We start from the raw sequence: 20,584 nt of genomic DNA on the forward strand, positions 1-20,584 counted from the left end.
GCCTGTCACCGGGGGTGGCAGCGAGCGATCAGTAGTCCGGAGCCGGTCCGGTGCCGAAGAGCTCCTCGAGCGTCGCGACGCGGCGCTCGTGCATGGCCGTCGACACCTCGACGCCCACATAGCGCACGTGCCACGGCTCCCACTCGTAGCCGGTGACCTCCTCCATGCCCTGCGGGTAGCGCACGACGAAGCCGTGCTGCCAGGCGTTCGCCGCGATCCAGCGGCCCGCGGCGGTGTCGCCGAAGCACGTGCTCAGGCGGCACTGCCCGCCCGTGCCCGACAGATCGACGGCGAGGCCGGTCTGGTGCTCGCTGTGCCCCGGCCGGGCGCTGGTCGTGTCGGCCTCGGCCTGCCCGTAGCGGGCGACGTAGCCGCTGTAGAGCTCGGCCTGGCGATCGTAGCCGCGATAGGAGGAGAAGACGAACGTGCCTTCGCCGATCTCGGCGCGCATCTGCGCCGACATCGCGGTGAGGGCCGCGTCGCCCTCGGGCCGCACGGTCTCTCCGCCCTCCTGCGCGCTCGAGATCGCGACGAGGGCCGGCTGGTACTCGGGCGGCTGCAGCGGGCGGCGCTTGTTGACGAGCACCTGCAGGCTGCTCGCCGCGTCGATGTCCCAGCTCGCCGCGGGCGGCGCTGCCGGCTCGGGAGCGCTCGGGGCAGCGGGCTGCGGCGGCGCGGCGGGGTCCGGAGCGCTCGGAGCGGTGGTCGTCGGGCCCGGGGCTGCTGCCGACGGCGCGACCGTGGGCGTCGCGAGCGACGGGCTGGCGGATGCGGTTGCGGGCTCTTGTGCGCGCGTCGCGTCCGGCATCGACGGCGCACCGCAGCCGGTCAGCACCAGGACCGCCGCCAGCAGCACCCCAGCTCGTCGCACGTCTCCATCGTGCCATCGACGGCTGCGACGACGGGCGCAGAGCGGCTCGGCAGGGTAGCGGGACCGCAAGAACATTCGGTAGACTAACGATCTCCCGAGAGCAAGGACCCCTATGTCGCAGCGCGAACCGCGCTCCGTCGACGCCACTGCGCCTGACGCCCAACCCCTGATGACCCGCCGCCAGATCACCATGGTGATCGTCGGTCTGATGATCGCGATGTTCCTGTCGTCGATCTCGCAGACCGTCGTCGGCACCTCGATGCGCACCATCGCCGACGACCTCAACGGCCTCGACCTGCAGGTGTGGGTCGTCACCGCCTTCCTGATCGTGTCGACGATCGTGACGCCCATCTACGGCAAGCTCAGCGACATCTTCGGTCGCCGACCGCTCTTCCTCATCGCGATCGTGCTGTTCCTGCTCGGCTCGATCCTCAGCTCGTTCGCGCAGGACATGATCCAGCTGTCGGCCTTCCGCGCCATCCAGGGCTTGGGTGCCGGCGGCCTCATGTCGCTGCCGATGACGATCATGGCCGACGTGCTGAACCCGCGGGAGCGGGCGAAGTACCAGGGCTACTTCCTCGCCGTCTTCGGCGTCTCGTCGATCCTCGGCCCCCTGATCGGCGGCGTCTTCGCCGGCGCCGACGAGATCCTCTTCGTCGACGGCTGGCGCTGGGTCTTCCTGTTCAACCTCCCCATCGGCGCCGTGGCGGTCTGGATGGTCTTCCACTACCTGCACCTGCCGGCGCATCACGAGCGCGTGAAGATCGACTGGTGGGGCGCCGCCCTGCTGGTCGTCGGTGTGGTGCCGCTGCTGCTGGTCGCCGAGCAGGGCCGCGAGTGGGGCTGGGCCTCGACCGCCGCGATCGCCTGCTACGTCGTGGGCGCGATCGGCATCGCGCTGTTCGTGATCGTCGAGTCGCGGATGGGCGACGCGGCGCTCATCCCGCTGCACCTGTTCAAGAACAGCACCTTCTCGATGGCGACCCTGCTGGGCGTCTTCACCGGCTTCGGCATGTTCGCGGCGATGATGATGATCCCGTTCGTGCTCCAGATCGTGCACGGCATGAACCCCACCGAGGCCGGCCTCGCGACACTGCCGATGATCCTCGGCCTGATGATCGCCTCGATCACCTCGGGCCAGATCACCGCGCGCACCGGCCGCTACCGCCTGTTCCCCGTGATCGGCCTGGCCATCATGGCGATCGGCTACGGCGTGCTCGTCACGCTGCAGTACGACAGCGCGCTGTGGGCGCTGCTGCTCGGCCAGCTGTTCATCGGCCTCGGCCTCGGCCAGCTGATGCAGACGCTCACCATCGCCTCGCAGAACGCGGTGCAGCCGAAGGACATGGGCGTCGCCACGAGCTCGTCGACGTTCTTCCGCCAGCTCGGCGGCACGACCGGCGTGGCCGTCGCGTTCTCACTGCTCTTCGCTCGGCTGCCCGAGACCCTGCAGACCTCGTTCTCGCGCCCCGACCTGCGCGAGAGCCTCGCGGCCGCGACACAGGATCCCGCGGTGCTCGCCGACCCCGGCAACGCGCGCATCCTCGAGGTGCTGCAGAACCCGGAGCAGATCGGTGAGGCGCTCAACTCCGACTCCTCGTTCCTCAACACGGCCGATCCCCGCCTGGCCGCGCCGTTCCTCGACGGCTTCAGCACGGCCACGACGGCGCCCTTCTGGGTCGGGCTCGCGGTGGTCACCGTCGCGTTCGTGCTGGCGATCTTCTTCAAGGCGCCGCCGCTGCGGCAGAAGTCGGCGATGGAGGAGGTGCTCGACGAGCGCGCCCGCGTCGCACAGCTCGAGGCGGATGCGTCGGCACCCGGTTCGTACGCCCCTCCCGTCACGACGTCGTCGATCCCGACGGTGCCGGCCGGCGGCGGCGGCCGCGACGACGGTCGAGCCGACGCGCCCTGAGCGTTCTCCCAGCCGGGGCACCTAGTTTGTACCCCGGAGCGAACGCTCCCAACGATCAAGGAGGTTGAGATGGGTCTCGACGACAAGATCTCGAACGCAGCCAAGGAAGCGGTCGGCAACGCCAAGGAGGGCATCGGCGACGCGACCGACAACGAGCGCATGCAGGCGGAAGGTCAGCACGACCAGAACGTCGCCAACACCAAGCAGGCCGGCGAGCACGTCAAGGACGCCGGCAAGGACGTCAAGGACGCCTTCCACTAGGTCGACCGACCGCGAGACCGGCCGAAGGGTCGGCCTCGTCGAGAGGGGCGGGGTGCAGCGTGCACCCCGCCCCTCTCGCCTGCCCGCGAAGGACCGGGCTAGTAGTTCAGGTCGGCCAGCCGGGCTGCGTCGGCGTCGATGCCGAAGTCGCGCGCCTGCGTCTGGATCTTCTGCGCCCGCGCGAGCCGGGGCAGGTCGCTGCCGTCGGTGATCTTGCCGCCCGACTCCTCGAACGCCTTCACGAAGCCATGCGCCCAGGCGACCTCGTCGGGGCTGGGCGCGAGCCCGGCGTTGATCGTCGGTGCCTGCTCATGCGTGAGCAGCAGTTTGCCCGACATGCCCATCTCCTTCGAGAGCCGTGTGCCGTCGGCCAGCGCATCCATCGTCAGCGTCGGACCGTCGATCGGCGCGGGCAGGCGCGCGGCGCGCGACGCGATCACGAGCTGCGAGCGCGCGTAGGCGAGCGCGATCGGCTCGTCGCCGGTGGCGGTGTCGCGCTTGAAGTCGCCGGTGCCGAACGCGAGCCGGAAGGTGGAGGGGGCGTTGGAGATCTGCTCGACGTGCAGCACGCCGCGGGCCGTCTCGACGAGCGGCAGGATGCGCATGCCCTCCGGCAGGCGGTCGGCCGTGTCGTTCACATGGCTGGCCGACTCGGTCTTCGCGAGCATCACGCCCTCGAGGCCCTCGACATCCTTGAGCGCTGCGCAGTCCACGCTCCAGAACTCGCTCGCCGCGTCGTTGATGCGCACCCAGGCGCGGTGGCCGCTCGAGAGCCACGCCACGGTGTCCTCGCGGGCCTGCGCCTTGTCCTTCGCGGCGACCGCGTCCTCGATGTCGATGATGATCGCGTCGGCCTCGCTGGCCTGGGCGATCTCGAACAGCTCTGGCTTCGAGGCCGGCACGAGCAGCCAGGAGCGGGCGATCAGCGGCGAGACGTCGGTTCTGGGCACGCGCTCCAGGCTACCGGTTCGGGCATCCGCGGCCGCCGTGCCGACGCGCGCTACGCTCACGGCATGGCCACCGGTCTCCTCAGCGTGCTCGCCTGGGTCGTGCTCCTGCTGGGGCTGCTCGCGATCGCCGGCGGCATCGTGCTGCTGGTCGTGGGCTCGCGGCGGCATGACGACTCCACCTCGCGCCCGTTCCTCTCGCTCGGCATCACGGCGCTCGTGATCGGCACCGCGCTGGCGATCCCCGCGCTCATCGGCATCCTGATGCCGCTGATGGCCGCGTAGCTTCGCCGACAGGACTCGCGCAGGCCGCGCCGACGCGACGTCCAGGCTGCCCGCCTACTCTGCCCGGCATGGACGCGATCTTCGGCCTGGGTCAGGGGCTCTCCATCGTCGTGCTGGCGCTCGGCCTCGGCGCCCTCGTGCTCGGCCTCGGACTGCTGCGCGCCGCCGCGCGCCGGCGCGGCAAGCTGGAAGCCGGGCAGCAGCGGCGCGTGCTCGCGATCGTGCTGGTCGTCGCCGGCGCCCTGCTGGCGGTCTTCGCCGCGATCTCGTGGATCGTCGCCCTCACCGCCGGAGGCTGATGGACGCCGCCGGGCGTCGCCGCGCGGCGCGATCCTGCCCGCCGGGATCGCAGGCGTCATGTGGTGGAATGGCGCCATGCCCGCGCCGTTCCTGGTCCTGCTCATCCTCTTCCTGATCGCGGTCGCGCTGCTCGCCGCCGGCATCGTGATGAGCATCAAGGGCACCGGCTCGACACCGAAGCGGGGCGGATGGCTCGCCGTCATCAGCGGGCTGGTCGCGCTCTGCTTCGGCGTGGTGCTCGGCATCTCGCTCATCGGCGCCGCGATGGACGACGTGCCCGGGCTCTGGTAACCAGCCGCTCAGCCGCGTCCGCGCAGGCGGTCGATCTCGCGCCGCTCGCGGCTGCTGGGCCTGCCGGCGCCCCGCGGCCGGTGCGGCACCTGCGCCGCGTCGATCGCACTCGGCCGCGCGGGCGAGCGATCCTCGAACGCCTCGGCCGCCGCGGGTGCCGCGACCCGCTTGGGCAGCAGCTGCTTGACGATCACGATGCGGTCGAAGCCGTGCACGCGCACGCGCACCTCGTCGCCGATCCGCACCGGCTGGGCGGCCTTCGCCGCCTGGCCGTTGACCTTGACGTGGCCGCCCCTGCATGCCTCGGTGGCCGCGGCCCGCGTCTTCACCAGCCGCACGGCCCAGACCCAGACGTCGAGGCGCACGCGGCCCGCCGCCCTGGACTCGCTCATGCTCTGCGCTCGCTCATGCCCCGCGCTCGCTCATGCCCCGGCCAGCACCTCGAGCACGGCCTCGCCGTAGCGCTCCAGCTTCGACTCGCCCACCCCCGAGATGGTCGACAGCTCGACCATCGTCTTCGGTCGCCGCTCGGCGATCGCGGCGAGCGTCTTGTCGTTGAAGACCACGTAGGCCGGCACGGCCTGCTCCTTCGCGGTGCCGGCGCGCCAGCTGCGCAGCGTCTGGAAGATCTCCTGGTCGGCGTCGTCGAGCTGCGCGGTGGTGGCCGAGCGTCGCTCGGCCTTGGCCGGCGCCTTCGTCTCGTGCCGCAGGCGCACCTCGCGCTCGCCCGCGAGGATTGCGGCAGACGCATCCGTCAACGCCAGCACGCCGTACTCGCCCTGCGGCTGCAGCAGCCCCTGCGCGAGCAGCTGCCGCACCACCCCGCGCCACTGCACCGCCGAGAGGTCGCCGCCGATGCCGTAGGTGGCGAGCTGGTCGTGCCCGAAGCGGCGGATGCGCTCGGTGTCGGCGCCGACGAGGATGTCGACGAGGTGCCCGGCGCCGAACGACTGCCGCCGCTCGCGCTGCAGGCGCACGATCGTCGAGAGCAGCTTCTGCGCGGGCACGGTGCCGTCGTAGGAGTCGGGCGGCGTGAGACAGGTGTCGCAGTTGCCGCACGCGGAGCTCGGCTCGCCGAAGTAGGCGAGCAGCTGCACCCGCCGGCACTCGACCGTCTCGCAGAGCGCCAGCATCGCGTCGAGGTGCAGCGTCTGGTTGCGCTTGCGCTGCGCGTCGCCCTCGCCGTCGCCGATCATGCGCCGCTGCTGCACGACGTCCTGCAGCCCGTAGGCGAGCCAGGCCGTGGACGGCTCGCCGTCGCGGCCCGCGCGACCGGTCTCCTGGTAGTAGCCCTCGACCGACTTCGGCAGGTCGAGGTGCGCGACGAAGCGGACATCAGGCTTGTCGATGCCCATGCCGAAGGCGATGGTCGCCACCATCACCACGCCGTCGTCGCGCAGGAACCGCTGCTGGTTCGCCGCGCGGGTGCCGGCGTCGAGGCCCGCGTGGTACGGCAGCGCGTCGATGCCCTGCGCCCGCAGCCACTCGGCGGTCGACATGACCGACTTGCGCGACAGGCAGTAGACGATGCCGGCCGCGCCTGGGTGCTCGTCGCGCATGATGCGCAGCAGCTGCTGCTTGGCATCCTGCTTCGGGGCGATGCGGTACTGGATGTTGGGGCGGTCGAAGCTCGACACGAAGATCTTGGCGCCCTGCAGGCCCAGCCGCTCGACGATCTCGCCGCGCGTCTCGCTGGTGGCGGTCGCGGTGAGGGCCACGCGCGGCACGTCTGGCCACCGCTCCCCCAGCACCGACAGCTGCAGGTAGTCGGGCCGGAAGTCATGGCCCCACTGGCTGACGCAGTGCGCCTCGTCGATGGCGAACAGCGCGATCGGCGCGGCGTCGAGCAGCCGCTGCGCGACCGGCAGTCGCTCGGGCGCGAGGTAGAGCATGTCGAGCTCGCCCGCGAGCAGCCGCTGCTCGACCGCGCGACGCTCGTCGGGGCTCTGCGTGGAGTTCAGGTAGGCGGCCCGCACGCCGAGCTGCTCGAGCGCGTCGACCTGATCGTGCATCAGCGCGATGAGCGGGCTGATGACGACGCCGGTCCCCTCGCGCACGAGCGAGGGGATCTGGTAGCAGAGGCTCTTGCCGCCGCCGGTGGGCATGAGCACCACGGCGTCGCGGCCGGCGACGACCTCGTCGATGATCTCGGCCTGCTCGCCTCGGAACGCGTCGTAGCCCCATACGCGGGTGAGCGCCTCGAGCGGCGTCGACGCCTTCTGCGACGCGGCCACGCCGCGGTCGAGCGGCGGACCGGAGGGCACACGCGCGGTCGACCGGGATCGCGCGGCCGTCCGGGTCGCGGTGCGAGCGCCGGCGAACGCGCCGGCGTCGGGGTCCTCCGGCGGCACCCAGGCGAGGTCGGGGCCGGGGTCGTGGTCGAGATCGGGGTCGTGCGGCTCGCCCCAGGAGTCCCAGGGCTCGGGAGCGTCGTCGTCGCTCGGCGGTGCCCAGCCCTCGTGCATCGCGTCGGTCACGCCTCCCCCTTCGTGCGCCACCGCATCCCCCGATCGCGCACCTGCCAGCCTAGGCGCCGCCACCCACTCCGCGTGTCGGCCCGGGGGCCGGTTGGGGATTCGTCTCAGCGGCGCCGGGCCAGCCACTCCTCGAAACCGACGGCGCCCTTGTGCTGCTCGGTGAGGTTCGCCCCTGAGCGCAGGTAGTCGAGCAGCGACGGCGGGAACGGGCCGTTCACGATGACGCCGCGCGCGCCGGTGGCGCTCTGCCACGCCTTGGCGAGGTCGCGCGAGACGCGCACCTGCGGGCCCGCGATCTCGAGCAGGCGCCTGCCGGAGGGGTCGAGCGCCTCCTGCGCCACGAAGGCCGCGACATCGCTGACCGCGACGGGCTGCAGCCGGGCGCCCAGCGCCACCGGGATCGCGCCGAACGCGGAGCCGGCCTCGAACATCGCCGTCGGCCACTCGTGGAACTGCGCGGCTCGCACGACGGCGGTCTCGAGCGGCGAGTCGAGGTAGATGCCCTCCTGCTCGAGCTTGCGGCGGTGGTACGGGAACCGCGAGCGGTCGACGCCCAGGATCGACAGCAGCACCGCCCGCTGCACGCCCGCCCGCTCGGCGGCGGCCACGATGCTGCGCGCACCGAGCGTGAACGGCTTGTGGTCGAGCGGGTTGCGCGGGTTGATGGCGTCGACGACCACGTCGGCGCCGGCCAGCGCAGCATCGAGCCCCTCGCCGGAGATCACGTCGGCGGCCACGCCGGAGGCGCCGGCGATGGCCCGGCCGGAGCGCGACATCGGCACGGCGGTCGCGCCGCGACGGCCCAGCTCCCGCACGATCGCCGAGCCCGCGTTCCCCGATCCACCGATCACGACGATGCGCATGCCCCCACGCTACGCCCGCCCGTCGCGAACGCAACCCGGTTCGGCGAGCGCCGCGCCCCTCGCACAGCGCAAGCCCGATCGGCCGACGTCGCGGGCTGCAGGCCGGCTGGCCCGCAAGCGCCGCTGATCTCGGTGATCGGGCTTGCGTTGTGCTCCGACGCGCAGGGCGCTTCGGGGCGGATGCGGTGGGTCGCCTACTCGGCGCGGGTCGCCTCAGCGTCGGTCGCCGCGGCCTCGGTCGCCATGGCCTCAGGAGCGTCGGGCTCGTCGGTCGCCAGCATCGTGAGGGTGTCGAGCAGGTCGGCACCCGGGCGGACCGGGATCATCGGCGCGTCGATCTCGGCCCGGTGCAGGAGATCCTGCATGCGCTTGCGGCGCGCGGGGGCGATCAGCGTCACGACTCGACCGTCGTTGCCCGCGCGGCCGGTGCGGCCCGAGCGGTGCATGTAGGTCTTGTACTCGTCCGGCGGGTCGGCCTGCACGACGAGCGCGATGTCGTCGATGTGGATGCCGCGGGCGGCGACGTCGGTCGCGACCAGCACGTCGACCTTGCCGCGCTTCAGCTTCTCGAGCGAGCGGTTGCGGCGCGCCTGCGTCAGGTCGCCGTGGAGGCTCACCGCCGAGATGCCGGCGTCGTCGAACTGCTCGGCGAGCCGCTCGGCGTAGGCGCGGGTGCGGGTGAAGACGATGATGCGGCCGGGGTTCGTGACGATCTGCTCGAGCACCGCGTCCTTGTCGAAGCGGTCGACGACGAGCACCTGGTGGTCGATGGTCGAGGTCGACTGCTCCTCGCCCGCCACCTCGTGCACGGCCGGCTTCGGCAGGAACTCCTTGACGATGGTCTGCACCTCGGCGTCGAGCGTCGCCGAGAACAGCAGCTTCTGGCTGCCCGGGCGCGTGCGGCGCAGGATGCGCTGCACGGGCTCGAGGAACCCGAGCTCGCACATGTGGTCTGCCTCGTCGACCACGGCGATCTCGACGCTGCCGAGGTTCAGGCGCCCCTGCTCGACGAGATCCTCGATGCGGCCGGCGGTGCCGATCACGATGTCGACGCCGCGGCGCAGCGACTCGACCTGGCTCTCCTGGCGCACGCCGCCGACGATCACCGTGGTGAAGACGCCGACCGAGCGACCGAGGGCCATGACGGTGTGGTTGATCTGCTGCGCGAGCTCGCGCGTGGGGGCGAGGATGAGGGCGCGCGGCGGGCGGCCGATCTCGCGACGCTCGGGGCGGTTGCGCATGAGCATCTCGACGATCGGCGCACCGAACGCGATGGTCTTGCCGGAGCCGGTGCGGCCGCGGCCGAGCACGTCGCGACCCGCGAGCACGTCGGGGATCGTGGCGGCCTGGATCGGGAAGGGAGCCGCGGCGCCCATCGCGGTCAGGGCGCCGGAGATGCTGTCGCCGATGCCGAGGTCGGGGAAGCTGATGCCCTCGACGTCAGCGGCGGTCGTCGCCTTCGCCTCCAGCCGCTCGAGGACGACGTCCTCCTTCGGCGCGAACGGCTTGGAGTCGTTCGAGGGGTAGTAGGTGCTGTCGCGCTGCGGACGCTCGAACTCGCGCTTGGGACGCGAGTCGCGGTCGAAGCGGCGCTCGCCGCCGCGGCTGTCGGGCCGGCTGTCGCTGCGCCCGCCGGAGCGGCCGTCGCGGTCGCCGAACCCGCGCTGCGGGCGCGAGTCGCGATCGAACGAGCGGGGCGCGCGGTCGTCGAAGCGGCGCTCGCCGCCGCGGCTGTCGGGCCGGATGTCGCTGCGGCCGCCGGAGCGGCTGTCGCGGTCGCCGAAGCCGCGCTGCGGGCGCGAGTCCCGATCGAACGAGCGGGGCGCGCGGTCGTCACGGCCGCCGGAGCGGCCGTCGCGGTCGCCGAACCCGCGCTGGGGGCGCGAGTCGCGATCGAAGGAGCGGGGCGCGCGGTCGTCACGGCCGCCGGAGCGGTCGTCACGGCCGCCAGGGCGGCCGTCGCGGTCGCCGAAGCTGCGCTGCGGGCGGTCGTCGCGGCGGCCGCGGTCGCCGAAGTCGCGCTGGGGACGCGAGTCGCGGTCGAAGCGGCGCTCGCCGTCGCGGCTGTCGGTGCGACGCTCGCGGTCGGCGAAGCCGCGCGGGGCGCGGTCGTCGCGGCCGTCGGTGCGGCGGTCACGGTCGCCGAAGCTGCGCTGGGGCCGGTCGTCGCGGTCGAACGAGCGGGGCGCGCGGTCGTCGCGGCGCTCGGGTGCGGCGCCGTAGCGCCCGCGGCCGTTGTGCTCGTCGCGGGTGCGGTCGAAGCCGCGCGGGCGCTCGCCGCGGTGCAGGCGGTCGTCGCCCTGCTGGTCGCGGCCGCCCTGGTGGCCTCCGCGCGTGCGGAAGGCCGGTCCACGGCGGTCGTCGTGCTTGCGCTCCTCGGGAGGAGTCCAGTTGGGTCGGCGCGAGCCCGTCTGCGGGCCGCCCTGCTGGCTCTGCTGGCGGCGGTCGCGGTCGTCGCGGCTCCAGCGGTTCTTGCCGGGCTGCTCGTCGCGGTGCCCGCGGTGGCCCGGGCTGCGGGAGCCGGGGCGGTTGCTGTCTCGGTCGTTCGATCGGGGTGCGCCCTGCGGGCGCGATTCATTCCTAGCCATCGCTCGTTTCACAATTGCGCGCAGGCCATCGCCCGCGCAGTAGAGCCGCTGTTCATCGCGGGATCATCTGGTCAACCGCGAGGGTGCTCGCGGGAACTCCGGCCGCGGCGACACTCCATCTTGCGCACACACGAACGCGCGCTTGTCCCGAGCCGACCGCCCCAGCCTACGGCAGAGCGGGCCCGAGCGACAGGGGCAGTCTGCCGGCGCCGCCTCGCAGCGCCGACAGGTCGTCGCGGCTCAGCGCCGCCGGGCTCAGGACAGCGGGTCGGTGCCGCGCACGCCGCCGCGCATCACCGACGAGGTCCACTGCCGGCCGTCGAACCAGCGCGCATCCGAGCGCCGGTACGGGTCGGGGTACCAGTCGGGCTGCGCCTGGCCGGCGTTCGCCGAACCGAGCCCGACCGGCTGCGGGGCGCCGTCGTGCTGGGCGGGTGGGCCGGGGTGCGCCGGCGGCTGCTGCGCCTGCCACGCCTCGTAGGCGCGCACCTGCGCCTCGCGCGCGGCCTCCTCGAGCCGGTTGAACTCGGCGGGCGTGGGAATGCGGGGCGCCTCGGCCCCGCCCGGCTGCCGCTGCCCGAACGACGGCGCGGGGGTCGGATGCGGGGGCCCGGCCGGGTGCATCGGCGTCTGCTGGGGCACGGACCCGGTGGCGAGCACCGGTCCGGTCACGAGCACCGGTCCGGTGGCGAGCGCAGGTCCGTTGGAGAGCGCGGGTCCGTTGGAGAGCGCGGGTCCGTTGGAGAGCGCGGGTCCGTTGGAGAGCACAGGGTCGACCCGCGCACCCTGCTCGTGGCCGAAGGGGGTGGGCTGCTGCGGCACGGAGGCGGTGGAGCCGGGTGTGGGACCGACCGCGGTGGCCGGCGGCTGCGCGGGGGGCACGGCTGCGGGACCGACGACGCGCACGTCGGGCTCCCCTGCCTGCTGCTGCGCGGCGACGGGTGCCTGCGACGCGGCCTGCTGGGGCTGCGACTGGTGCCGCGGCGCCGCCTGCTGCGGCGGCGGCGCGAGCACCCGCGCATCGCGCGCGGCGTAGTAGTGCATCGACGGATCGGAGGGCCACTGCCCCTCGATGCGCAGCTGCGAGAGGCCCCCCGGCTGCAGCGGCGGCACGAAGGTGAGCCGCGTGCCGGTGCCGGCCGGCGAGCGCAGGGTGATGCGGGCGCCCTCGATCTGCCCGTCGGTGCGCATCACGAAGACGGTGACGACGATGTCTCCGGCAGGCACGTGCAGCGTGACGTCGCCCCAGTCGAGCGGTGCGCGCCAGCCCCCGATGTCGAGCGTCGGCGGCTGTCGATAGCGGTCGATCCGCCCGTCGGGACTGGCGGCGTGCACGATGAGGAAGCTCGGCATCGCGCTGCCTCCTTCATCTGCGACGGGCCGTGACCAACGGCCACCATCCTCCCAGCGCCACCGTGCGCATCCGCTGTGAACGCGGTCAGCGTGCGCTGGCCGAGGCCAGCTCGCCGCGGCGCTCAGCGCGCGTGCCGGTGCCGCTGCGCACGCGTCGCCGCTCGAGCGCGCCCTCGACCACGAGGTAGAGCACGGGCAGCACGATGAGCGTCAGCAGCGTCGACGAGATGAGGCCGCCGATCACGACGATCGCGAGCGGCTGCGAGATGAAGCCGCCCTGACCGGTCAGGCCGGCCGCCATCGGCACGAGCGCGAAGATCGTCGCCGCCGCCGTCATCAGGATCGGCCGCAGGCGGCGCTCGGCGCCCTCGACGATCGCCTCGCGCACGCCGAGACCGCGGTCGCGGTACTGGTTGACGAGGTCGATGAGCACGATCGCGTTCGTCACCACGATGCCGACCAGCATCAGCACGCCGACCATCGAGGCGACGCCCAGCGGCACGCCCGTGATCAGCTGCATGGCGATCGCGCCGGTGGCGGCGAACGGCACCGACACCAGCAGCAGGAACGGCTGCAGCAGGCTCTTGAAGGTGGCGACCATGACGACGTAGACGAGCAGCACCGCGATGAGGGCCGCGATGCCCAGCTGCGTGAAGGCATCGGTGATCTGGGTCGCGACGCCGCCGATCGCGGCCGTCGCGCCGTCGGCGAGCTCGAGCCCGCCCACCGCGTCGGCCACGCCGGTCGAGACGCCGCCCACGTCGGCCGCGTCGGGGCTCACCGTCACCGTCGCCGTGCGGGCGCCGTCGCTGGTCGAGATCGACACCGGCCCCTCGACCTCCGTCACCTCGGCGACGTCCGACAGCAGCAGCGGGCCGGCGGGCGTCGGCAGCTCGAGCGCGCGCAGCTCGTCGAGCGTCGCGGCCGGCGCGATCGCGTCGAGCCAGATGCGCACCAGCGAGCCGTCGAGCTGGATCTCGCCGATCGGGGTCGCCTGCATCGCCTGCGCCACGAGTCCCGAGACCGCAGCCTCGCTGAGGCCGAGGCTCGCCGCCAGCTCGCGGTCGACGGCGACCTGCACGAGCGGCTGGGCGCCCTCGAGCGAGTCGGTCACCTGCGCCACGCCCTCGATGCCGCTCACGGCGTCGACGACGGATGCGGTGGCCGCCTCGAGCGCGTCGGGCGTCGGGGCCTGCACCTCGACCGAGATGTCGCTGCCGCCGAGACCCGCCGACGAGCCCACGACCACGTCGCCCTCGGCCTCGTCGCCGACCGCGATGATGCGCTCCCGCAGCGCCGGCATGTCGGTGCCCTCGGACGCGATCACCCCGTAGCTGATGCCGCCGCCGCCACCGCCGCCGGTGAACGCCGCGAAGCCGCTCGCGCCCGACGAGACGGTGGCCGAGACGGTCTCGACCCCGTCGAGCCGCTCGAGGTCGGCCGAGAGCGCCTCGGCGGCCGCCAGCTGGGTGTCGAGCGAAGCGCCGGGCTCGAGCTCCTGCGACACCTGCACGGTGGTCTGGCCGTCGTCGCCGAGGAAGTTCGTCGCCATGAGGGGCAGCGCCGCACCGCTCGCCGCGAGGATCGCGACGGCGCCGCCGAGCACCAGCCATGGCTTGCGCAGCGTCGCCAGCAGGATCGGCCGGTACCCCTGGCGCAGCCGGTCGCGCCGCTCGGGCGCCTCCTGCTGCGGGGCGGGCGCGGCGCTGATGGGGTCGGGGGCGGATGCCCTGCGTCGCCCGAGCAGACGGGCGCGCGTCGGTCGCGGCTCGGCCCCGGCCGCTGCCGCAGCCTCGCGCGCAGCGGCCGCCTCCTCTGCCGCCACCGCCTCCTTCGGCCGCTTGAGCAGCCAGGAGGCGAGCACGGGCACGATCGTGAGCGACACGATGAGCGACGCGGCGAGCGCGATCGTGACCGTCAGCGCGAACGGCCGGAACAGCTCGCCGGTGATGTCGCTGACGAAGGCGAGCGGCAGGAAGACGATGACGGTCGTGAGCGTCGACGCGGTGATCGCGCCCGCGACCTCGCGCACCGCATCCACGATCGCCTTCGAGCGCGAGGCCTGGAACATCAGGTGCCGCTTGATGTTCTCGATCACCACGATCGAGTCGTCGACGACGCGGCCGATCGAGATGGTGAGCGCGCCGAGCGTGAGCACGTTGAGCGAGTAGCCCGCGCCCCACATGCCGATGAAGGTCATCAGCACCGAGATCGGGATGGAGACGGCGGTGACCAGCGTCGAGCGCAGCGACCACAGGAAGACGAGGATCACGAGCACGGCGAAGACGAGGCCCAGCACGCCCTCGACCGCGAGCGCCTCGATCGAGTGCTCGATGTAGGGCGCCTGGTCGAGCACCGTGGTGAAGGTGACGCCATCGCCGAGCTCTGCCTGGATGCTCGGCAGCAGATCCTGCACCGCGTGCGAGACGTCGACGGTGTTCGATGCCTGCGTCTTCGTGATCGACAGGATGATCGCCGGCTCGCCGTCGACCAGCGCGATCGATGCGGCCGGGTCCTCGGTCAGGGCCACCTCGGCGACGTCGGCGATGCGCAGGTCGCCCGTCAGCGGCAGGCCCGCCACGTCGTCGACCGAGCCGAGCCGCTCGCCGATCTGCACGCTGAGGGTCTGGTCGCCGTCGTCGACGGTGCCGCCGGGCAGCAGCTGCCCGTGCTCGTCGATCGCGTCGGAGACGTCGATGCGCGAGAGCCCGTTGGCCGCGAGCACCGCGTCGTCGGGGCTGATGGTGATGCGCTGGCCCGGCGCGCCCTGCAGCTGCACGGCGCGCACGCCGTCGGTGCGCTCGAGCTGCGGCACCGCGATCGTCTCGATGCGGTCGACGAGCGCCGACTGCTCGCCCGGGCCCGAGATGGCGATGCGCAGCACGGGGAAGTCGGCGATCGAGCCGGTCAGCACCGTCGGCTCGGCGCCCTCGGGCAGCTGGCCGAGGGTGCGGTTGACGGCCTGCTGCACCCGCTGCTCGGTGGTCGGGATGTTGATGCCGTAGGTGAACTCGGCGAACACCACGCTCGACGATGTCGACGAGGTGCCGCTCGTGCCCTCGAGGCCCGGCACCGACTGGATCGCCCGCTCGATGGGGCCGGTGATGTCCTCGCTGACGATCTCGGGGCTGGCGCCCGGCAGCGTCGTGGTGACCACGACGGCGGGCAGCTCGAGCTCGGGCGTCAGCTCGGTCTTCAGGCTCGACAGCGCGACACCGCCGAAGATGGCGATGCAGATGGTGGCGAGCGCGACGAGCGCTCGGTTCTTCAGGCTGGCGAGCGAGAGCAGGTGCACCCCCGCATCCTGCCATTCCCGGGCTATGCCCTGCCCCTGCGCGAGCGATGGGACGAGGCGGGCGCCGACCCGCCGGAGCATGCCCCGGCGGGCACCGCGGGCGCCGCTACCGCCGCCCGTCGGCGAGCGCCCGCATCGCGTCGCGCACGTACGCGGCGCCCTCCGCGCCGCCGTAGGCGGCGGCGAACCGCTCGTCGGCGACGTACATGTCGCCGAGCCCGGCGAACATGTCGAGGTCGGGCTCGCTCGTCTGCCAGCTGGCGCCGATCCAGCGGTAGTGCCGCTCGGCGAGCGCCTGCACGGTGGGGCCGTCGACCGGCTCGCCCGCCGCCCTGGCTGCGGCGTAGCCCGCCACCAGCCGCTCGTGCTCCTGCTGGAACCCGCGCCTGTCGTCCTCCGACATGCGCTTCCACCAGTCCTGGCCGCGCTTCCAGGCGTCGGCGCCCCAGCGCTCGGTGACCTCCTGCTCGTACTGGCCCTGATCGAACCCGTCGAGCGCTTCCTCCGCCGTCATGGCGTCTCCTCCCTCTCGTGCCCGCAGCGTCTGCTCGACGGCGCGGATCTGCCTCTGGATGCGGTCGGCCTCGCGCTCGAGGTCGACCAGGTGCGCGCCGAGCGCCTCCTCGTCGGAGGCGCGCTCGAGGCTGTCGGCGATCGCGGGGATCCCGACGCCCAGCCCGCGCAGCAGCAGGATCCGCTGCAGGCGCGAGAGCGACGTCTCGTCGTACCAGCGCATCCCGCCAGCGTCGGTGCGGGCAGGATGCAGGATCCCGACGGCGTCGTAGTGCCGCAGCGTGCGGCTCGAGACCCCGGCGAGCTTCGCGATGCGCTGGATCGACCACTCCATGCGCCTCACGCTAGACGTTGACGCAGCGTCAACGTCAAGCCCTCTCTGCGGCTCCGCCTACGCTGGCGTCGTGCAGCTCCTCGCCTCCGCCGTGGCCGTCGCCCTCGGCGGCGCGCTCGGCAGCCTGGCGCGCGCGCTGCTCGAGGCGTCGATCGCCCACGGCTGGGCGCTGCTGCTGGTGAACGCGCTGGGCTCCTTCGCGCTCGGGCTCTCGACCGCGGCGCTCGCGGGCGCTCCCGCGTGGCTGCGGCACGGCATCGGCGCAGGCCTGCTGGGCGGCTTCACCACCTTCAGCGCGGTCGCGCTCGCGAGCGCGATCGCGGGCGCCGGGGGCAGCGCCATGCTGCTGATCCCGGCGCTGCCCGGCATCGCGCTCGCGCTCGGCATGCTCGCCGCAGGCCTGCTGGCGGCATGGGCGGGCCTGCACGCCGGTCGCGCGCTGGCCAGGAAGCGCTCCGCATGACCGCGCTCGAGCTGCTCGGCATCGCGGCTGCGGGCGGGCTCGGCGCTGTCGTGCGCTTCCTGACCGGCGCCCTCGCCCGACGGCGGCCGGAGCGGGCGACGATCGCGGTCAACCTCGTCGCGAGCCTGCTGGCCGGCCTGCTGACGAGCCTGCTGATCGTCGACGAGTCGTGGCGCGCGATCCTGGTGACCGGCTTCTGCGGCGGGCTCTCCACCTACTCGGCGTTCGCGGTGCAGGCGGTCGAGCAGCTCGAGCGCCGCCGCGGCGGCAGCGCGGCCCTGGACGTCGCCGTCACCGTCGTCGGCGGCGCGATCGCCGCATCCGCCGGCCTGCTGCTCGGCGCGCTGCTCGTGCCTGCCGTCGCCGCCTGAGGAGCCGGACCCTATCCCCAGTCATGGCGGGGACACAGCCGCCAAGCACCGTCGATGCTAGGATGGAGGTTGGACTTATATCGCAGTTCTCACACCGTTCGCCGACCGTTCAGGTCGGCGCCGTCCGCAAGGGGGGTCCAGCATGGGTCGTGGTCGCCAGAAGGCCAAGCACACGAAGCTGGCACGTGAGCTGAAGTCATTCAGCCCGAACATCAACTACTCCGTGCTCCAGCAGGAGCTCGGGAGTGCCCCCGCCAACGACGAGCTCGTCGACAAGTGGGCCGACTACGCCGAGTACGAGACCGACGGCGACAGTGACGACGACTACGCAGACGACGTCCCGCAGGGGCGCAGCGCCTGATCCGGGGCGCGACCGACGCGAGTCGAGCCGTCGTGCTCGACTCCGATGCATGAGGCGAAGGAGCCGACCGTGACCTCCCACGCCATCACCAACGGCAAGCGGCAGGAGCCGGTCGAGATCGGCAGCCACGCCACCGCGACCGCGCCCGTCTTCGAGTCGCTGTCGGTGCTCGACCTGTTCAAGATCGGCATCGGACCGTCGTCGTCGCACACCGTCGGCCCGATGCGGGCCGCGCTCGACTTCGTGCACCAGGCGGATGCGTCGGGTCGCTTCGACGAGATCGTGCGGCTCCGCGTCGACCTCCTGGGCAGCCTCGGCGCGACCGGCTCCGGGCACGGGACCGACACCGCGATCATGCTCGGACTCTCCGGCCTCGCGCCCGACACGGTCGAGACCCCGCAGATCACCGCGACCCTGCAGGAGATCCGCTCGGCGGGCGAGCTGCGGCTCGGAGGCCGCCTCGCCGTGCCGTTCGACGAGGCGAAGGTGTTCGTCTTCCGGCCGCTCACCGTGCGCCGCGAGCACCCGAACGCCCTGCGCATCACCGCCTTCGACGCATCCGATGCCGAGATCGCCAGCGCGGGGTACTACTCGATCGGCGGCGGCTTCGTCATGCGCCACGACGAGGGCGACGTGCTCTCCCCCGTGCCCGAGCCCGCGCAGCAGCTGCACCCCGTGCCCTACCCGTTCACGCACGGCGACGAGCTCGTCGCGCTCTGCCGCGAGAGCGGCCTGTCGGTGCACGAGCTGATGCTCGCGAACGAGGGCGCCTGGCGCCCGCGCGAGCAGACGATCGCCCAGCTCGAGCGCATCTGGGAGGTCATGCAGGAGTGCGTGGCCCACGGCATCGAGGTCGACGGCATCCTGCCCGGCGGTCTCGACGTGAAGCGGCGGTCGAAGGACTGGCACGCCAAGCTGCTCGAGCGCGACGCGAGCCCGAAGTCGGGCCGCCCCGACCTGCTCGAGGGCATGGAGTGGGTGAACCTCTACGCGCTCGCGGTGAACGAGGAGAACGCCGCCGGCGCCCGGGTCGTCACCGCGCCCACGAACGGCGCCGCCGGCATCATCCCCGCCGTCATGCACTACGCCGACCGGTTCGCGAACTGCGTCGACGACGAGGTGTCGTGGCAGGTGCGGTTCCTGCTGGTGGCCGGCGCGATCGGCATCATCATCAAGTCGAACGCCTCGATCTCGGGCGCGGAGGTCGGGTGCCAGGGCGAGGTGGGCTCCGCCTGCGCGATGGCCGCGGCCGGCTTCGCCGCCGTGCTGGGCGCGACCCCCGAGCAGATCGAGAACGCCGCCGAGATCGGCATCGAGCACAACCTCGGCCTCACCTGCGACCCCATCAAGGGCCTCGTGCAGATTCCCTGCATCGAGCGCAACGCCATGGCGAGCGTCAAGGCGATCAACGCCGCCCGCATGTCGAAGCAGGGCGACGGCACCCACTACGTCTCGCTCGACACCGCGGTCGAGACGATGCGTCGCACCGGCGCCGACATGAGCGACAAGTACAAGGAGACCGCCCTCGGCGGGCTGGCGGTGGCCTTCATCGAGTGCTGAGGGCTGGTCGCCGCGAGCGCGGCGTGCCACAGTCGTGCCATGACGACACGACGAGGTGGTGACGAGATGCGTCGACGGCTGGAGGACCCCGCGATGCGCGGGGCCGTGGCGGCCGCCGTGGTCTGGAGCCTGGCCTGGAAGGGCGCCTCGCTCTGGCGCGCGTCGCAGGATCGCAGCAAGCCCTGGTTCGTGACGCTGCTGGCCACGAACACGCTCGGGCTGCTCGACGCCGTCTACCTCTTCGGCGTCTCGCCGGCGCGCCGCCGGTCTGCGGACGACGCCCGCTGACACTGCGAAGGGCCCGCCGGTGGCGGGCCCTTCGCAGTGCACCGGGTCGCTCGTCGCGGGAGCGGTCAGTCAGACTGCTCGGTCAGAGCCGGCGGACTGCTCGGTCAGAGCTGGCCGGACTCCGAGAACGCGGCGAGCGCGATCACCGTGAAGACGATCGGCCAGAAGATGAAGGCCCAGATGAAGCCGAGGACGGAGAGCACGAGGCCCCAGATCGCCATCGTCTTCGCGGCGGGCTCCTTCGCGAGGCCGATGCCGGCCAGCACGGCGCCGGCGATCGAGTTCACGAAGATCGGGATGACGATGCCCGAGATGCCGAGGATGAGGCCCCACATCGAGAGCGTCTTCTTCGTCGATGCGGGTGCTGCGGCGTAGCCGCCGTACTGGGTGCTGGCGGTCTCGTAGGGCTGGTAGCCGCCCTGCTGGGCGGGCTGCTCGGGGGGTGTGTAGGTCATGGTCTTCCTCGCGGTGCGTGGTGGTGGCGGGACGGCGCGCGCGGCGCCGCGTCCAGCGTACGGCCGCGCGGTGCTCGGCGACCGAGCGAATGCCTTTCAGCTAGACGAATCCCATGCCGAGGAAGATGGCGCCCAGGGCGCCGAGGAAGGGCAGCACGTAGAAGAGCGCGATCCAGACGATGCCGAGCCCCGAGGTGATGAGTCCCGTGATCGCCATCGCCCGCCCTGCCGGCTCGCGGCGCAGCGCGAGGAAGCCGAAGACGATGCCGATCAGCGGCACGACCACCAGCGTCCAGGCGAACACGGCCGAGCAGATGCCGAGCACCAGCGCGGTGATGGAGAGCCCGCGCTGCGGCGGCGGAGCGTAGGCGTAGACCGGCGCGCGATAGACCGGCACGCCGTACGGCATCTGGCCGCCGACCTGCGCGGCGGCGGGGTGGATCAGGGGCGCATCGCGACCCGGGGCGGCACCGGCGGTGAAGCGCGGCGCGGCGTACTGCGTCGGCGGGTACGTCGGTGCGGACTGCCGCGGCGACTGCTGCGGCTGCGGCCACGCGTACGACTGCGGCTGCTGCGGGGGCGGCGCCTGTCGGTCAGCGGGGCCCATCGACGACGGAGCGGTCCGCGGCGTGCGCTCCGAGACCGAGCCCTCGCGCTCCTGGCTCGGGGACGGGTCGCGCGGTCGGAAGCGGTCGGCTTCTCCGGCCATCCGCATCCCCTCTCCCCGATCGTCGCTCCGCTGCTCCTCGGCGAGCGGCGCATGCGCGTACGCCTCACCGGCGCGCGGTTGCTTCGT

21 protein-coding genes are annotated in these 20,584 nt (G+C 72.8%); 10 read left to right on the forward strand and 11 right to left on the reverse strand.

Going from position 1 to position 20,584, the window contains the following annotated elements:
• Window positions 1–28 precede the first annotated feature (28 nt).
• The gene (locus Q9250_RS03085; RefSeq protein ID WP_306233107.1) at window positions 29–871 is read right to left on the reverse strand and encodes a M15 family metallopeptidase; all 843 of its coding nucleotides are present in this window, start codon (window positions 869–871) and stop codon (window positions 29–31) included.
• Window positions 872–1,040: 169 nt separating this feature from the next.
• On the opposite strand from Q9250_RS03085, the gene Q9250_RS03090 reads away from it, so the two are divergent.
• Together Q9250_RS03090 and Q9250_RS03095 are read left to right on the forward strand one after the other, a co-directional pair.
• Complete coding sequence (locus Q9250_RS03090; protein ID WP_306233108.1) at window positions 1,041–2,783, forward strand: MDR family MFS transporter; 1,743 nt, start codon at window positions 1,041–1,043, stop codon at window positions 2,781–2,783.
• Between the two features lie 69 nt (window positions 2,784–2,852).
• Window positions 2,853–3,044: a CsbD family protein gene (locus Q9250_RS03095; RefSeq protein ID WP_306233109.1), complete on the forward strand. Its 192-nt coding sequence runs from the start codon at window positions 2,853–2,855 to the stop codon at window positions 3,042–3,044.
• 98 nt (window positions 3,045–3,142) lie between these two features.
• Here the strand turns inward: Q9250_RS03095 and Q9250_RS03100 are convergent, their stop codons facing one another.
• Window positions 3,143–3,994 carry an HpcH/HpaI aldolase/citrate lyase family protein gene (locus tag Q9250_RS03100; protein WP_306233110.1) on the reverse strand — a complete coding sequence of 284 codons (852 nt, stop codon included), beginning with the start codon at window positions 3,992–3,994 and terminating at the stop codon, window positions 3,143–3,145.
• Window positions 3,995–4,057: 63 nt separating this feature from the next.
• Here Q9250_RS03100 and Q9250_RS03105 point away from each other — a divergent pair, with 63 nt between their 5' ends.
• From Q9250_RS03105 to Q9250_RS03115, 3 genes are all read left to right on the forward strand, one after another.
• Entirely contained in the window at window positions 4,058–4,276 is a 219-nt protein-coding gene (locus tag Q9250_RS03105; RefSeq protein ID WP_306233111.1) for a hypothetical protein, read from the forward strand.
• A 68-nt stretch (window positions 4,277–4,344) separates the two neighbouring features.
• Window positions 4,345–4,575 (forward strand): hypothetical protein, encoded by a 231-nt coding sequence (locus Q9250_RS03110; protein ID WP_306233112.1) that lies wholly within the window; start codon window positions 4,345–4,347, stop codon window positions 4,573–4,575.
• A gap of 76 nt (window positions 4,576–4,651) precedes the next feature.
• A complete protein-coding gene (locus tag Q9250_RS03115) occupies window positions 4,652–4,867 on the forward strand; it encodes a hypothetical protein (RefSeq protein ID WP_306233113.1) in 216 nt (71 codons plus the stop codon).
• Between the two features lie 8 nt (window positions 4,868–4,875).
• On the opposite strand, the gene Q9250_RS03120 is transcribed toward Q9250_RS03115, so the two are convergent.
• The 7 genes from Q9250_RS03120 to Q9250_RS03150 form a co-directional block, all read right to left on the reverse strand.
• Window positions 4,876–5,259: an RNA-binding S4 domain-containing protein gene (locus Q9250_RS03120; protein WP_306233114.1), complete on the reverse strand. Its 384-nt coding sequence runs from the start codon at window positions 5,257–5,259 to the stop codon at window positions 4,876–4,878.
• A gap of 30 nt (window positions 5,260–5,289) precedes the next feature.
• Window positions 5,290–7,332 (reverse strand): DNA helicase RecQ, encoded by a 2,043-nt coding sequence (gene recQ, locus Q9250_RS03125; RefSeq protein ID WP_306233886.1) that lies wholly within the window; start codon window positions 7,330–7,332, stop codon window positions 5,290–5,292.
• A 116-nt stretch (window positions 7,333–7,448) separates the two neighbouring features.
• On the reverse strand, window positions 7,449–8,207 hold the full coding sequence (locus Q9250_RS03130) for an SDR family oxidoreductase (protein ID WP_306233115.1): 759 nt from the start codon (window positions 8,205–8,207) through the stop codon (window positions 7,449–7,451).
• Window positions 8,208–8,401: 194 nt separating this feature from the next.
• Window positions 8,402–10,795: a DEAD/DEAH box helicase gene (locus Q9250_RS03135; protein ID WP_306233116.1), complete on the reverse strand. Its 2,394-nt coding sequence runs from the start codon at window positions 10,793–10,795 to the stop codon at window positions 8,402–8,404.
• A gap of 255 nt (window positions 10,796–11,050) precedes the next feature.
• Window positions 11,051–12,148, reverse strand: coding sequence for a DUF2510 domain-containing protein (locus tag Q9250_RS03140; protein WP_306233117.1), 1,098 nt, complete (start codon window positions 12,146–12,148; stop codon window positions 11,051–11,053).
• An 85-nt stretch (window positions 12,149–12,233) separates the two neighbouring features.
• A complete protein-coding gene (locus tag Q9250_RS03145) occupies window positions 12,234–15,443 on the reverse strand; it encodes an efflux RND transporter permease subunit (protein WP_306233118.1) in 3,210 nt (1,069 codons plus the stop codon).
• Window positions 15,444–15,549: 106 nt separating this feature from the next.
• Window positions 15,550–16,290, reverse strand: coding sequence for a MerR family transcriptional regulator (locus Q9250_RS03150; protein ID WP_306233119.1), 741 nt, complete (start codon window positions 16,288–16,290; stop codon window positions 15,550–15,552).
• 70 nt (window positions 16,291–16,360) lie between these two features.
• On the opposite strand from Q9250_RS03150, the gene Q9250_RS03155 reads away from it, so the two are divergent.
• The 5 genes from Q9250_RS03155 (at window position 16,361) to Q9250_RS03175 (ending at window position 19,333) form a co-directional block, all read left to right on the forward strand.
• Entirely contained in the window at window positions 16,361–16,753 is a 393-nt protein-coding gene (locus Q9250_RS03155) for a fluoride efflux transporter FluC (RefSeq protein ID WP_306233120.1), read from the forward strand.
• Entirely contained in the window at window positions 16,750–17,124 is a 375-nt protein-coding gene (locus Q9250_RS03160; protein WP_306233121.1) for a fluoride efflux transporter FluC, read from the forward strand. The genes Q9250_RS03155 and Q9250_RS03160 overlap by 4 nt, the downstream gene beginning before the upstream one ends.
• 142 nt (window positions 17,125–17,266) lie before the next feature.
• Window positions 17,267–17,485 (forward strand): DUF3073 domain-containing protein, encoded by a 219-nt coding sequence (locus Q9250_RS03165; RefSeq protein WP_306233122.1) that lies wholly within the window; start codon window positions 17,267–17,269, stop codon window positions 17,483–17,485.
• A gap of 117 nt (window positions 17,486–17,602) precedes the next feature.
• A complete protein-coding gene (locus Q9250_RS03170; RefSeq protein WP_306233887.1) occupies window positions 17,603–19,045 on the forward strand; it encodes an L-serine ammonia-lyase in 1,443 nt (480 codons plus the stop codon).
• A 39-nt stretch (window positions 19,046–19,084) separates the two neighbouring features.
• Complete coding sequence (locus Q9250_RS03175) at window positions 19,085–19,333, forward strand: DUF5652 family protein (RefSeq protein WP_306233123.1); 249 nt, start codon at window positions 19,085–19,087, stop codon at window positions 19,331–19,333.
• Window positions 19,334–19,437: 104 nt separating this feature from the next.
• Here Q9250_RS03175 and Q9250_RS03180 read toward each other — a convergent pair whose 3' ends face one another.
• Window positions 19,438–19,788, reverse strand: coding sequence for a hypothetical protein (locus Q9250_RS03180; RefSeq protein WP_306233124.1), 351 nt, complete (start codon window positions 19,786–19,788; stop codon window positions 19,438–19,440).
• 100 nt (window positions 19,789–19,888) lie between these two features.
• Complete coding sequence (locus Q9250_RS03185) at window positions 19,889–20,497, reverse strand: DUF4190 domain-containing protein (RefSeq protein ID WP_306233125.1); 609 nt, start codon at window positions 20,495–20,497, stop codon at window positions 19,889–19,891.
• Window positions 20,498–20,584 lie beyond the last annotated feature (87 nt).

It is taken from the genome of Agrococcus beijingensis, assembly GCF_030758955.1.
Lineage (GTDB): Bacteria > Actinomycetota > Actinomycetes > Actinomycetales > Microbacteriaceae > Agrococcus > Agrococcus beijingensis.

What these genes read in the sequence shown, in the direction of transcription:
- Q9250_RS03120 (WP_306233114.1), bottom strand. Translation starts at nt 5,259, where the DNA reads ATGAGCGAGTCCAGGGCGGCGGGCCGCGTGCGCCTCGACGTCTGGGTC.
- Q9250_RS03115 (WP_306233113.1), top strand. Translation starts at nt 4,652, where the DNA reads ATGCCCGCGCCGTTCCTGGTCCTGCTCATCCTCTTCCTGATCGCGGTC.
- Q9250_RS03165 (WP_306233122.1), top strand. Translation starts at nt 17,267, where the DNA reads ATGGGTCGTGGTCGCCAGAAGGCCAAGCACACGAAGCTGGCACGTGAG.
- Q9250_RS03140 (WP_306233117.1), bottom strand. Translation starts at nt 12,148, where the DNA reads ATGCCGAGCTTCCTCATCGTGCACGCCGCCAGTCCCGACGGGCGGATC.
- Q9250_RS03150 (WP_306233119.1), bottom strand. Translation starts at nt 16,290, where the DNA reads ATGGAGTGGTCGATCCAGCGCATCGCGAAGCTCGCCGGGGTCTCGAGC.
- Q9250_RS03160 (WP_306233121.1), top strand. Translation starts at nt 16,750, where the DNA reads ATGACCGCGCTCGAGCTGCTCGGCATCGCGGCTGCGGGCGGGCTCGGC.
- recQ (WP_306233886.1), bottom strand. Translation starts at nt 7,332, where the DNA reads ATGCACGAGGGCTGGGCACCGCCGAGCGACGACGACGCTCCCGAGCCC.
- Q9250_RS03095 (WP_306233109.1), top strand. Translation starts at nt 2,853, where the DNA reads ATGGGTCTCGACGACAAGATCTCGAACGCAGCCAAGGAAGCGGTCGGC.
- Q9250_RS03175 (WP_306233123.1), top strand. Translation starts at nt 19,085, where the DNA reads ATGACGACACGACGAGGTGGTGACGAGATGCGTCGACGGCTGGAGGAC.
- Q9250_RS03110 (WP_306233112.1), top strand. Translation starts at nt 4,345, where the DNA reads ATGGACGCGATCTTCGGCCTGGGTCAGGGGCTCTCCATCGTCGTGCTG.
- Q9250_RS03105 (WP_306233111.1), top strand. Translation starts at nt 4,058, where the DNA reads ATGGCCACCGGTCTCCTCAGCGTGCTCGCCTGGGTCGTGCTCCTGCTG.
- Q9250_RS03130 (WP_306233115.1), bottom strand. Translation starts at nt 8,207, where the DNA reads ATGCGCATCGTCGTGATCGGTGGATCGGGGAACGCGGGCTCGGCGATC.
- Q9250_RS03135 (WP_306233116.1), bottom strand. Translation starts at nt 10,795, where the DNA reads ATGGCTAGGAATGAATCGCGCCCGCAGGGCGCACCCCGATCGAACGAC.
- Q9250_RS03180 (WP_306233124.1), bottom strand. Translation starts at nt 19,788, where the DNA reads ATGACCTACACACCCCCCGAGCAGCCCGCCCAGCAGGGCGGCTACCAG.
- Q9250_RS03090 (WP_306233108.1), top strand. Translation starts at nt 1,041, where the DNA reads ATGACCCGCCGCCAGATCACCATGGTGATCGTCGGTCTGATGATCGCG.
- Q9250_RS03185 (WP_306233125.1), bottom strand. Translation starts at nt 20,497, where the DNA reads ATGGCCGGAGAAGCCGACCGCTTCCGACCGCGCGACCCGTCCCCGAGC.